Genomic DNA, 11,768 nt, shown 5'->3' with positions numbered 1-11,768 from the left:
CGGGTGCCCCGTCCGGTCCGCCTCGCGCCGGGCGGGGCGCCGGCCGGGTGCGGCTCGCGCCGGGCGGGGCGCCGGCCGGGTATGGCTCGCGCAGGGTCAGGAGTGGGCGGACTCCGCCAGGATCCGGGCGAGTTCGCGCGGGCGGGTGACCATGGGCCAGTGGCCCGAGTCGAGGTCCACGTACGAGACATGGGCGGCGCGCGCGAGTTCGGGGCTCTCGCCCTCGGCGATCCACTCCTTCGCCTGGGTGGGGGTGAACTCCGGGCACACCACCACGACGGGGATGCCGAAACGGCGCTCGTCGGCGAGGCGCACGATTCCCCTGGCCACCGCTTCCGGTACGGGAATCGCGGTGGACGCGATGCGCTCGCGGGCCGCCCCGTCCAGGTCGGCGGCGTCCGGCCCCTCGAAGGGGGCCCAGCCCGGGAACGGCATTCGGCCGTCCTCGATCGCGAAGAAGTCGGCGTAGGCCCGGCCGTCGGGAGCGGGGAAGCCGCCGATCAGGACGGCGCCCGCGACCTTGCCGGGGCGTGCGTCGACCGCGAGCCAGGCCAGGCTCGCGGCCACGGAGTGCCCGACCACCAGTGGCTTCCGCGGCGCGGCGTCAACAGCCGCGAGCACGGCGGCGACCTGGTCGTCGAGGGTCGCGGAGGCGTCGCCGTCGCCCTGCCCGGGCAGGGTGAGCGGCACCGGCCGGTGGCCGAGCGCGGCGAGTTCCGCCGCGACCTCGTCCCATGCGGTCCCGTCGAGCCACAGGCCGGCGATGAGCAGGATGTCCACGGTGATCCCCCGGGGGCAGCAGCAGAAGACGCGTCGCCGGCACGCTACCTCCCCCCTCTGACAACGGGCCGGCCGCCCGAGGGGTCGCGGCGGAACCCGCCACGGGCTTCGCACTGTGAAACAGCCGCCGCAGCAGGGTTGTTGACGTCGCTCGACAGCACGGGCGCGCACCGGACCGCGCCACTCCCCCTGTCTTTTAGCCTCCAGTGAATCTGTAGCGCGCGCGGAGCCCGTGCGGCGAAAGTGACGGCCGGGTCAACCGCCCTTTCCCTCACGGAGGTTCAGGATGCGCCGTCGTACCACGCTGAGCATGACCGCCGCCGCCGCGCTCGCCCTCGCCGGTCTGGCCACCGCCCCGGCCCAGGCCGCACCGGCCGACAAGCCGCAGGTGCTCGCCTCCTTCACGCAGACGAGCGCCACCAGCTCGAACGCGTTCCAGGCCGCCCGCGCCGACCAGTCCCAGTGGTCCGCGTACGGCTTCGACTGGTCGACGGACTACTGCTCCGACTCCCCCGACAATCCCTTCGGCTTCCCCTTCAAGTCCTCCTGCGCCCGGCACGACTTCGGCTACCGCAACTACAAGGCGGCGGGCCAGTTCCCGGCCAACAAGGCGCGCATCGACAGCGCCCTGTACGAGGACCTGAAGCGGGTCTGCACTGCGTACAGCGGCGCGAAGAAGACGTCGTGCGACGCGACGGCGTGGACGTACTACCAGGCGGTGAAGGCCCTCGGCAGCTGACCCCGGCCGGCCAGGCCCCCGGTACCGGACCCCGCCCCCGGCTGGGGGCGCCGCGCCCTCCTCAGTACGGGGGCCGCACCCCGAGCCGGCCCCTCGGCTTTCCCGAGGCGCATGACGTCGACGAGGCGTTCCGACAGGCGCACGGCGGCGAACCGCAGTTCAGCCACGGTCATTGCGGGGGCGCCTGGCAGCATGACCCCGTGACGCACCCACGCAACGACGCCAACCCGGAGCCCGAGCCCGCGCCTGGCTCAGGCCCCGCGCCCGCGACCGTATCCAGCCCCGGCTCCGCGCCGCACCCCCCGCTCCCCGCCTGGTTGCGCGTCACTCAAGGGGAGACACGGTGGGCATCCACCGCAGCCGTGGGGGTCGCGGTCGCGTTGCAGTGGACCTTGCCCGCGCGGCTGAGCATTCAGCCGGGGTGGCTGCTGCCCGCCCTGGAGATCGCGCTCATGGTCGCCCTGGTCGCCGCCAACCCCGTACGCATCGAGCGCCCCTCGCGGCTCTACCGGCCGGCCGGGCTCGTGCTGATCGCCTGTATCAGCGCGGCCAACGGCTGGTCTGCGGTGCGGCTCGTGGTGGGGCTCGTGCGGGGGCAGGAAGGCCACGACGCGGCCGCCCTGCTGGTGACGGGCGGTGGCATCTGGCTGACCAATGTGATCGTGTTCGCGCTCTGGTACTGGGAGTGGGACCGGGGCGGCCCGCTCGCCCGGGTGCGGGCGGACCGCGCCTACCCCGACTTCCTCTTCCCGCAGATGCAGAGCCCCGAACTGGCCCCGCCGCACTGGGAACCGGCCTTCCCGGACTACCTGTACCTGTCGTTCACCAACGCCACCGCGTTCAGCCCCACCGACGTCATGCCGCTCAACCGGTGGGCGAAGATGCTGATGGTGCTTCAGTCCGCGGTGTCGCTGCTGACCGTCGTGCTGGTCGTCGCCCGCGCCGTCAACATCCTCAACTAGGCACCTGCGAGGTCGCCTTCCGCTCGTCGCGCTGCTCCGGCACCGACGGCTCCGCCTCCCCCGCCGTCAACATCCGCTCGTCGAACGGGAGTCGTCCCGCCAGGACCTCCCCCACCCGGGCCTTGTCGATCTCCTTCGTCCAGGTGCCCACGAGGACGCAGGCGACCGCGTTGCCCGCGAAGTTGGTCAGCGCCCGCGCCTCGCTCATGAAACGGTCGATGCCGACGATCAGGCCGACGCCGTCGACCAGTTCGGGGCGGTGCGACTGGAGGCCGCCCGCCAGGGTCGCGAGGCCCGCGCCGGTGACGCCCGCCGCACCCTTCGAGGCGATGATCATGAACAGGAGCAACGAGATCTGCTCACTCGCGCCCAGCGGCTTGCCCATGGCGTTGGCGATGAACAGGGAGGACATCGTCAGGTAGATCGCGGTGCCGTCAAGGTTGAAGGAGTAGCCCGTCGGCACCGTGATGCCGGCGACCGAGCGGCTCACCCCCAGGTGCTCCATCTTCGCGATCAGGCGGGGCAGCGCCGACTCCGACGACGACGTCGACAGGATCAGCAGGAACTCCCTGGCCAGGTACTTCAGGAGGCTGAAGATGTTGACGCCGGTCAGGAGCTTCAGGATCGCGCCGAGTACGACGAAGACGAACAGGGCGCAGGTGACGTAGAAGCCGATCATGATGACGGCGAGCGCCTTCAGGGCGTCCACGCCGGTCTCGCCGACCACCCCCGCGATCGCGCCGAACGCTCCGATGGGCGCCACCCACATGACCATCGCCAGGATGCGGAAGACGAGCCGCTGGATGTGTTCGACGCCGCGCAGCACCGGCTGCCCGGCCGAGCCGAGCGCCTGGAGGGCGAAGCCGGCGAGGAGGGCGATCAGGAGGGTCTGGAGGACCTGGCCCTCGGTGAAGGCGGACACCATGGTCTTCGGGATGATCGAGAGCAGGAAGTCCGCGGTCGACTCGCTCGCGCCCGCGGCCTGCTTGGCGCCGGCGTGCCGCGCGGCCTCGGTCAGGTGGAGGCCGCTGCCGGGCTCCAGGATGTTGCCGACCACGAGGCCGATGGCGAGCGCCACGGTCGACATCACGAGGAAGTAGCCGAGCGCGAGGCCGCCCACCGCACCGACCTTCGCGGCCTTGCGCACCGAGCCGACGCCCAGGACGATCGTGCAGAAGATGATCGGCGAGATCATCATCTTGATCAGGTTCACGAACCCGGTGCCGATCGGCTTCAGCTGGACGGCGACCCCCGGCGCCGCGAACCCCACCACGATGCCGAGCAGCACCGCGCCGATCACGGCCAGGTAGAGGTAGTGGGTGCGCTCCCGGCGCGCGGGTCGTTCGTTGCGTGCGGGGCGTTCACTGCGCGCGGGGCCTCGGCTGTTTGCGGGGCCTTCGCTGCGTGGGGTGGCGGCTGGCTCGGCCACGGGGGGTCCTCCTAGATAGCGGCTGCCGCTGCGGCCATGTCCCACGGCCGGGGCCGGCCATGTCCCGATGGCCGATTCAGCGATCCCCGCGACTATCCAGCACCCTGTGACGCCGGTCACCCTTACGTGCATTTCGTTCACACAGAACCAGCCAGCACACTTACCGGATGCGTCTCCCAGGACCCCGCTCCCTCGCCGGTCAGCTCTTCGCCATGCAGGTGGTCCTGGTCGCCTCGATCGTGGCAGGGTGCGCGCTCTTCTCGTACGTCACCGACCGCCACCAGGCCGAGGAGACCGCGCGGCGCCAGGCGATCGCGACCGCCACCTCCGTCGCCGCCTCGCCCTCGGTGATCGCCGCAGCCCGCACCAAGGACCCCACGGCTGCCCTCCAGCCGTACGCGGAGACGCTGCGCACCACGACCGGCGTCGACTTCGTCGTGGTGATGGCGCCGGACGGCACCCGCTGGACGCACCCGGTGCCGGGCGAGATCGGGAAGGCGTATCTCGGTGACACCGGCCCCGCGCTGCGCGGCAAGACGTTCGCGGAGACCCACATGGGGGTGCTCGGCCCTTCCGTGCGGGTCGTGGCACCCGTGCGCGACCCCGATGATCATGGCCGGATCACCGCGCTCGTCAGCGCGGGCATCACCATCGACCGGATCAGCGAGCAGGTGCACAAGCAGCTGGCCGCGCTCGGCGCGATGGCGGGCGGCGCGCTCACCCTCGGCGGCCTCGGTACCTACGTGATCAACGCGCGGCTGCGCCGGCACACCCACGGCATGAACGCCGCCGGGCTGAGCCGGATGCACGACTACCACCAGGCCACCCTGCACGCGGTACGCGAGGGGCTGCTCATGCTCGACGGGGAGCGGCGGATCGCGCTGATCAACGACGGCGGTCGCGAGCTGCTCGGGCTCGGCGAGGACGTGGTGGGCCGCCCGGTGGCCGGCCTCGGTCTGCCCGCCGCGCTCGCCGGGGCGCTGCTCACCGACGGGCCGAGGGTGGACGAGGTGCACATGACCGCCGACCGGATCGTGGTCCTCAACAGCCGCCCGGTCTCCTCCGGCGACCGGCGCGGCACCGTGGTCACCCTGCGCGATCACACCGAACTCCAGGCGCTGTCAGGCGAGTTGGACTCCGAGCGCGGCTTCACGCAGGCGCTGCGGGCGCAGGCGCACGAGGCGGCGAACCGGCTGCACACGGTCGTCTCGCTCATCGAGCTGGGCCGAGTCGAGGAGGCCGTCGAGTTCGCCACCGCCGAACTGGAGCTGGCTCAGGCGCTCACCGACCAGGTGGTCACGGCGGTCGGCGAGCCGGTGCTCGCGGCCCTGCTGCTCGGCAAGGCGGCACAGGCCAACGAGCAGGGCGTGCGGCTGGTCCTCACCGAGGGCAGCGCGATCGGCGACGGCCTGCTGCCGGCGACCCTGCCCGCCCGCGATCTGGTCACGGTGCTCGGCAACCTGCTCGACAACGCGGTGGACGCGGCGCAGGGCAGCGCGGCCGCCGAGGTCGCCGTCACCCTCATCGCCGAGGACGGCGATCTCGTGGTGCGGGTCGCCGACAGCGGGCCCGGCATCGGCCCGGCGGCCGCCGAGGCCGTGTTCGAGCGCGGCTGGTCGACGAAGAGCCCGGGGCGCGGCCTCGGCCTGGCGCTCGTGAGGCTCACCGCGGCACGGCACGGCGGCACCATCGCGCTCGACCAAAGCCCTTACGGAGGCGCCGAGTTCACCGTACGGCTGCCGATAGAGCAGATGGAGCAGATGGAGCAGGGAGTACGCGCATGATCAGGGTGCTGGTCGTCGAGGACGATCCCGTCGCCGCGGAGGCGCACCGGCTCTATGTCGGCCGGGTGCCGGGCTTCACCGCCGTGGCGGTCGCCCATTCGCGGGCCGAGGCGCTGCGCGCCCTGGAGCGGACCGAGGTGGATCTGCTCCTGCTCGACCTGTATCTGCCGGACGGGCACGGCCTCCAGCTCGTCCGGTCGCTGCGCGCTGCGGGGCACGGCGCGGACGTGGTGGCGGTGACGTCGGCGCGGGACCTGACGATGGTCCGCGAGGGTGTTTCGCTGGGGGTGGTGCAGTACGTGCTGAAGCCGTTCACCTTCCCCACGCTGCGCGACCGGCTCGTGCGGTACGCCGAGTTCCGGGCGACGGCCGGGGAGGCGAGCGGGCAGGAGGAGGTAGACCGGGCGCTCGCCGCACTGCGCGCTCCCCAGCCCTCCGCGCTCCCCAAGGGGCTCAGCGCACCCACTCTCCAGGCCGTCACCCGCACGCTGCGGGAGGCCCCGGACGGTGTGACGGCGGCGGAGGCCGGCCTCGCCGTCGGCATCTCGCGGATCACCGCCCGCCGCTATCTGGAGCATCTGGTCACCTCCGGCCGCGCCGGGCGCACCCCGCAGTACGGTCAGATCGGGCGTCCGGAGTTGCAGTACCGCTGGCTCAACTCGGCCAGCGGTCAAGGAAGTTGAGCAAGCCCTGTGCGGGCTGCTGCGGGGTTGACCTTGGCAGCGGGCGCCCTTACGTTCACCGGGCAGCCGAGTGCGGCCGTGGCCATGGCCGCACGCCCGGCCCGAGGAGGTCGTGCCCGTGCGCCCCACCGCCCCCGCCGCAGCCCCCGTCTCCCGGCCCCGCCCACTGAGAGCGGCGCCCGGACGCCGGCTCTCGTTGATCCTCGCCGCCGCTCTCGCCGCCGGAGCGCTCACCGCCTGCGCAGGCGGCTCCGGCCGTGACGCCGACACCGTGCGGATCGCCTACAACCGGTCCACCGACAACAAGATCCGCTTCAAGGACGCGTTCCTCGATGACGTCAAGAAGCAGTTCGAGCGGGCGCACCCCGGCAAGAAGGCCGAGCTGGTGCCGATCCAGGCCGCCGACAACGACTACGCGGCCAAGGTCCAGCAGATGATGCGCTCGCCGAAGACCGCGCCGGACCTGGTGTACGAGGACACGTTCCGCATCAATGCCGACATCGGCGCGGGCTATCTGCGCCCGCTGGACGACTACCTGTCGGCCTGGGACCAGTGGGGTCAGTTCGTCGACACCGCGAAGGCGGCGGCGAAGGCCGAGGACGGCAGGACGTACGGGGTGCCGGACGGCACGGACACCCGGGGTCTGTGGTTCAACAAAGAGATCTTCGCCAGGGCCGGACTGCCCGCGAACTGGCAGCCCACGAACTGGGCCGAGGTGCTGGACGCCGCCCGCACCGTCAAGCGAAAGGTCCCCGGCGTCATCGCGCTCAACGTCTACACCGGCAAGGCGGGCGGCGAGGCATCCGCCATGCAGGGCCTGGAAATGCTGCTGTACGGGACCGGCGCGAACCCGCTGTACGACCCGGCCGCCAAGAAGTGGGTGGCGGGCACCCGGGGCTTCCAGGACGCCCTCGACTTCGTACGGACGGTGTACGCGGAGAAGCTGGGCCCTGATCCCTCCGACGCCCTCGACCCCAATGTGGGCACCCACCTGGCGACGGACTGGATGCCGAACGGCAAGCTGGCGATCGCCCTCGACGGCTCCTGGCTCGGCCAGAACTGGATCGACAAGGGGCCCAAGGAGTGGCCGGCGTGGTCGGCCACGCTCGGCCAGGCCGCGATGCCGTCGCAGTACGGGCAGGCACCGGGCAAGGTCTCCCTGTCGGGCGGCTGGACCTGGGCGATCCCCGCGAAGGCGGCCAACCCGGCCCTCGCCTTCGACTTCGTCAAGACGCTCCAGACGCCGGAGAACGCCGTGCAATGGGATGTGGCGGACGCCCAGATCGCGGTCCGCAAGGACGTGGCGGCCGACCCGGCGTATCTGCGCTCCATGCCCGGCATCACCTTCTTCACCGGCCTGGTCCCCTTCACCCACTACCGGCCCGCGCTGCCGGCGTACCCCCAGGTGTCGTCGGCGATCGGCGAGGCGATGGAGTCGGTGACGACCGGCGGGTCGGCTCGGTCCGCCGCGAAGGCATACGACGACCAGGTCAAGTCGATCGCGCAGGGCGCGAGTTGAGCGCCCTCACGGCGGCGCGGGGCAGCCGGCGGGCCCGCGCGGTGCGGTGGCTTCCGATCGCCCCCGCGACGCTGCTCCTGCTGCTCTTCCTCGCCGGACCGATCGGCTACTGCGTCTCCATCGCGTTCACCGACATGCGGCTGACCGGGTCGTCGGCGGTCGACTTCGTCGGCTTCGCCAACTTCCGGCGCGCCTTCGCCGACCCGGCCTTCCGCAACGCGGTGTGGCTCACCCTCGTCTTCACCGTGCTGTCGGCACTGGTCGGGCAGAACACGCTGGGGCTGGCGCTCGCCGCGCTGATGCGGCGCGCCTCGCGCCCGGTGCGGACCGTGACCGGGGCGCTGGTGATCACGGCGTGGGTGCTGCCGGAGATCGTGGCGGCCTTCCTGCTGTACGCCTTCTTCCGCCGCGAGGGAACACTGAACGCGATCCTCGGCTGGCTCCATCTGCCCGTCCAGAACTGGCTGTTCACGCTTCCGGTGCTCGCGGTGTCGTTCGCGAACGTGTGGCGCGGCACCGCGTTCTCGATGCTGATCTACTCGGCGGCGCTCGCCGGGATCCCGCGCGACGTCGAGGAGGCGGCGGAGGTCGACGGCGCGAGCGGGGCGCGCCGGTTCTGGCACATCACGCTGCCGATGATCCGCCGTTCCATCGGCACCAATCTGATGCTCAACACCCTCCAGACGCTGTCCGTGTTCGGGCTGATCTGGGCGATGACGCGGGGCGGCCCCGGCAACCGGAGCCAGACGCTGCCGGTGTTCATGTACGACCAGGCGTTCCTGAAGAGCCTGATCGGCTACGGCACGGCGGTCGCGCTGCTGCTGCTCCTGGTCGGCTCGCTGTTCTCGGTGGTCTATCTGCGGCTGCTGAAGGTGGAGGTGTGAGGGGCCGGGCGGCCCGGGTGCGGCGGCGCACCCGGCGGAGGCTCGCGGCCGACGCGGCCCTGCTCGCGGTGGCGGCGGCCTTCGCGGTACCGCTCCTGTGGCTGCTGCTGGCCTCCGTCGACACCCAGGCCGATCTGCGGGTCCGGCTCCCGGGCTCGGTGAGCGCCGCCAACTTCTCGGCCGTCCTGACCCCCGACATCACCTTCACACCGATGCTCAACAGCCTGGTGCTGTGCGGGAGTTCGACGCTCCTGACGGTGGTGTGCGCGGCGCTCGCGGCGTACCCGCTCTCGCGCCTGCGCTCGCGCGTGACCCGCCCGTACCTGCTGACGATCCTGTTCACGACATGCCTGCCGATCACGGCGGTGATGGTCCCGGTGTACGCGCTCTTCGTGCGGGTGAACCTGGTGGACACGGTGTACGGCACGGCGCTGTTCCTCGCCACGTCCCAGCTTCCGTTCGCCATCTGGCTGATGAAGAACTTCATGGACGGCGTGCCCATCGCCCTGGAGGAGGCCGCCTGGACGGACGGCGCCTCGATGCCGCAGACCCTGGTGCGGGTGGTGCTGCCGCTGATGGGGCCCGGCGTGACCGTCGTGACGATCTACACCTTCATCATGCTGTGGGGCAACTTCTTCGTCCCCTTCATGCTGCTGCTCTCCCCCGACCGGCTGCCCGCCTCGGTCTCGATCTTCACATTCTTCGGCAATTACGGTTCGGTGGTGTACGGGCAGCTCGCCGCGTTCTCGATCCTGTACTCGACACCGGTGCTGCTGTTGTACATCCTGATCGCGCGGCGGCTCGGCGGAGGTTTCGCGCCGGCGGGAGCGGTGAAGGGTTAGGCCGGGACGGTGAGGGGGCCCGCCCGGGCGAGCACACGCTTACCCAACCCTTAAGTAACCCGGACGCCACCAAAACCGTACTTTCCTCCAATTCACGTTCTTTGGTGGAACACACCGTAGGCAGATGTCACTTACCGTCCTACGGTGTGCGCGTGCACCCCACCCCTCCCTTCAACGCGCTCGCGGCCCGCCGACTGCGCGAAGCCCTCGGCATGGCCCCGGGCCATGTCGCCTACGGCATGCGCGCCCAGTACGGCCTCCAGGTCTCTCCGGACACCGTGATGGCGTGGGAGCGGGGGCTCGCGGCGCCCGAGGCGCGGGAGCTGACCGCACTCGCGGGGGTTCTGTGGTGCTCGCCCGGAGATCTCATGGCGGCCGCCTCCACATTGCGCGAACACCGGATGGCGCGCGGCATGACCATCGAGGACATGGCCCGCCGGGTCGGGCTCGACGTGACGGCGTACCGGCGCATGGAGGACGCGGGGCGCTGGCGCGGCAACGAGCGCCAGTCGGCGGCGCTCGCCGATCTGCTCCAGCTGTCGCTGCGTGACTACGTGACGGCCACCGGCCAGAACGCGGATCTCTCGGAGCTGCTGCGCAGCGCGGTCACCACGCGCTGGCAGGCGTACGTCAAGCCGACGGCGAAGCTTCTGCCGCTGTCGCGACAGCATCTGGAGGGCGTGCTCGACCAGTTGCACACCGAGTACCAGTCGCACATGGTCGCCACGCTCAACTGGAGCGCCGACGCCGACACGGGGGACGCGGGCCGGGACTTCCTCGAACGCATCGTGGACCGCTTCTGGGAGCTGGCTCACGGTTAGCGTGCGTGGGCGGCCGGACATTCAGGACCTTCGGCCCCCGTAAGAGCTCCGACCGTCCCGCCGGCCGCCCCTCCGCCTCTCCGTCCGGCGGACTAGAAGACCGACTCCGCCTCGTACATCCGGTTGTCCGGGACCGTCTTGAGCGTGGTCACCGCGTGGGCGAGGGGGGCCATCACGATGTCCGTGCCGCGCAGCGCGGTCATGTTGCCGAACTCGCCGCGGTGCACGGCCTCCACCGCGTGCCAGCCGAACCGGGTCGCCAGCACACGGTCGTACGCGGTCGGTACACCGCCGCGCTGGACGTGGCCGAGGATGACCGGGCGGGCCTCCTTGCCCAGGCGCCGCTCCAGCTCGACGGCGAGCCGGTTGCCGATGCCGGCGAAGCGCTCGTGGCCGTACTGGTCGATCGCGCCCTTCTCGTACGGCATCGAGCCCTCGGCGGGGTGTGCGCCCTCGGCGACGCAGACGACGGCGAACTTCTTGCCGCGCGAGAAGCGCTCCTCGACCATCTTGACCAGGTCTTCGACCTGGAAGGGCCGCTCGGGCAGACAGATGCCGTGGGCGCCGCCGGCCATGCCGGACTCCAGGGCGATCCAGCCGGCGTGCCGGCCCATGACCTCGACGACCATGACGCGCTGGTGGGACTCGGCGGTGGTCTTGAGGCGGTCGATGGCCTCGGTGGCCACGCCCACGGCGGTGTCGAAGCCGAAGGTGCGGTCGGTCGCGGAGATGTCGTTGTCGATGGTCTTGGGCACGCCGACGACGGGCATGCCCGCGTCGGAGAGCATGCGGGCCGCGGTGAGCGTGCCCTCGCCGCCGATCGGGATGAGCGCGTCGATGCCGTACCGCATCGCCAACTCGGCGCAGTTCTCGGCGGCTTCGCGCAGCCGGTCGCGCTCCAGACGGGCGGAGCCGAGGATGGTGCCGCCGCGCGCCAGGATGCCGCTGACCGCGTTGAGGTCGAGCGGGCGGTAGTGGCCGTCGAGTAGGCCCTTGAACCCGTCCTCGAAACCGATGACTTCGTCGCCGTGACCGACCACGGCTCGGTGCACGACCGACCGGATCACTGCGTTCAGGCCGGGACAGTCGCCGCCTGCGGTGAGTACTCCGATGCGCATCGTGCTGGATCTCCTGCTTCGCCGGTCCTGGGACGTCACGCCCGTATCCCTCATAACGTGAGCAATTCAGATTGTCCCACGCACCCTGGGCCGACCGCCCATCCAGCTACTCCCACCATGATGGACCGGGGGTCTTCAGACCCTCCCGCCGGGCCCTTCGTCCGGCGGGCGTCCTATCCATCCGCAGAGGTATTGTCAAGAGGGCAA

11 protein-coding genes are annotated in these 11,768 nt (G+C 71.3%); 8 read left to right on the top strand and 3 right to left on the bottom strand.

All coding sequences use genetic code 11. From position 1 onward, the window contains the following. Window positions 1-96: 96 nt before the first annotated feature. On the bottom strand, window positions 97-780 hold the full coding sequence (locus AB0D31_RS06260) for an alpha/beta hydrolase (protein WP_362717735.1): 684 nt from the start codon (window positions 778-780) through the stop codon (window positions 97-99). A 286-nt stretch (window positions 781-1,066) separates the two neighbouring features. Between AB0D31_RS06260 and AB0D31_RS06255 the strand changes: the two genes are divergently transcribed. Together AB0D31_RS06255 and AB0D31_RS06250 are read left to right on the top strand one after the other, a co-directional pair. Further along, a complete protein-coding gene (locus AB0D31_RS06255; RefSeq protein ID WP_362717732.1) occupies window positions 1,067-1,519 on the top strand; it encodes a phospholipase in 453 nt (150 codons plus the stop codon). A gap of 362 nt (window positions 1,520-1,881) precedes the next feature. After that, window positions 1,882-2,481, top strand: coding sequence for a hypothetical protein (locus AB0D31_RS06250; RefSeq protein ID WP_362717729.1), 600 nt, complete (start codon window positions 1,882-1,884; stop codon window positions 2,479-2,481). On the opposite strand, the gene AB0D31_RS06245 is transcribed toward AB0D31_RS06250, so the two are convergent. Continuing rightward, window positions 2,474-3,787 (bottom strand): cation:dicarboxylase symporter family transporter, encoded by a 1,314-nt coding sequence (locus tag AB0D31_RS06245; RefSeq protein WP_362717862.1) that lies wholly within the window; start codon window positions 3,785-3,787, stop codon window positions 2,474-2,476. The two genes, AB0D31_RS06250 and AB0D31_RS06245, sit on opposite strands and share 8 nt — an antisense overlap. Before the next feature lie 290 nt (window positions 3,788-4,077). Here AB0D31_RS06245 and AB0D31_RS06240 point away from each other — a divergent pair, with 290 nt between their 5' ends. From AB0D31_RS06240 to AB0D31_RS06215, 6 genes are all read left to right on the top strand, one after another. After that, the gene (locus tag AB0D31_RS06240; RefSeq protein ID WP_362717726.1) at window positions 4,078-5,694 is read left to right on the top strand and encodes an ATP-binding protein; all 1,617 of its coding nucleotides are present in this window, start codon (window positions 4,078-4,080) and stop codon (window positions 5,692-5,694) included. After that, complete coding sequence (locus AB0D31_RS06235) at window positions 5,691-6,377, top strand: response regulator (protein WP_362717723.1); 687 nt, start codon at window positions 5,691-5,693, stop codon at window positions 6,375-6,377. The genes AB0D31_RS06240 and AB0D31_RS06235 overlap by 4 nt, the downstream gene beginning before the upstream one ends. Before the next feature lie 196 nt (window positions 6,378-6,573). After that, window positions 6,574-7,896, top strand: a complete 1,323-nt coding sequence (locus tag AB0D31_RS06230) for an extracellular solute-binding protein (protein WP_362717859.1) — start codon at window positions 6,574-6,576, stop codon at window positions 7,894-7,896. After that, the gene (locus AB0D31_RS06225; RefSeq protein WP_362717720.1) at window positions 7,893-8,780 is read left to right on the top strand and encodes a sugar ABC transporter permease; all 888 of its coding nucleotides are present in this window, start codon (window positions 7,893-7,895) and stop codon (window positions 8,778-8,780) included. Before AB0D31_RS06230 ends, AB0D31_RS06225 begins: the two co-directional genes overlap by 4 nt. Then, a complete protein-coding gene (locus tag AB0D31_RS06220) occupies window positions 8,777-9,622 on the top strand; it encodes a carbohydrate ABC transporter permease (protein WP_362717717.1) in 846 nt (281 codons plus the stop codon). Before AB0D31_RS06225 ends, AB0D31_RS06220 begins: the two co-directional genes overlap by 4 nt. A gap of 146 nt (window positions 9,623-9,768) precedes the next feature. Further along, window positions 9,769-10,443 carry a helix-turn-helix transcriptional regulator gene (locus tag AB0D31_RS06215; RefSeq protein ID WP_362717714.1) on the top strand — a complete coding sequence of 225 codons (675 nt, stop codon included), beginning with the start codon at window positions 9,769-9,771 and terminating at the stop codon, window positions 10,441-10,443. 92 nt (window positions 10,444-10,535) lie between these two features. Here the strand turns inward: AB0D31_RS06215 and AB0D31_RS06210 are convergent, their stop codons facing one another. Beyond that, complete coding sequence (locus AB0D31_RS06210; protein ID WP_362717711.1) at window positions 10,536-11,561, bottom strand: ATP-dependent 6-phosphofructokinase; 1,026 nt, start codon at window positions 11,559-11,561, stop codon at window positions 10,536-10,538. Between the last annotated feature and the right edge of the window lie 207 nt (window positions 11,562-11,768).

Source organism: Streptomyces sp. NPDC048361 (assembly GCF_040651795.1).
Taxonomy (GTDB): domain Bacteria; phylum Actinomycetota; class Actinomycetes; order Streptomycetales; family Streptomycetaceae; genus Streptomyces.
Note: the sequence above shows the minus strand (reverse complement) of the source record. Positions and strands in the feature narration are given on the sequence as shown.

Coding starts and splice junctions, on each gene's coding strand:
- AB0D31_RS06255 (WP_362717732.1), top strand. CDS start 1,067: ATGCGCCGTCGTACCACGCTGAGCATGACCGCCGCCGCCGCGCTCGCC.
- AB0D31_RS06210 (WP_362717711.1), bottom strand. CDS start 11,561: ATGCGCATCGGAGTACTCACCGCAGGCGGCGACTGTCCCGGCCTGAAC.
- AB0D31_RS06235 (WP_362717723.1), top strand. CDS start 5,691: ATGATCAGGGTGCTGGTCGTCGAGGACGATCCCGTCGCCGCGGAGGCG.
- AB0D31_RS06240 (WP_362717726.1), top strand. CDS start 4,078: ATGCGTCTCCCAGGACCCCGCTCCCTCGCCGGTCAGCTCTTCGCCATG.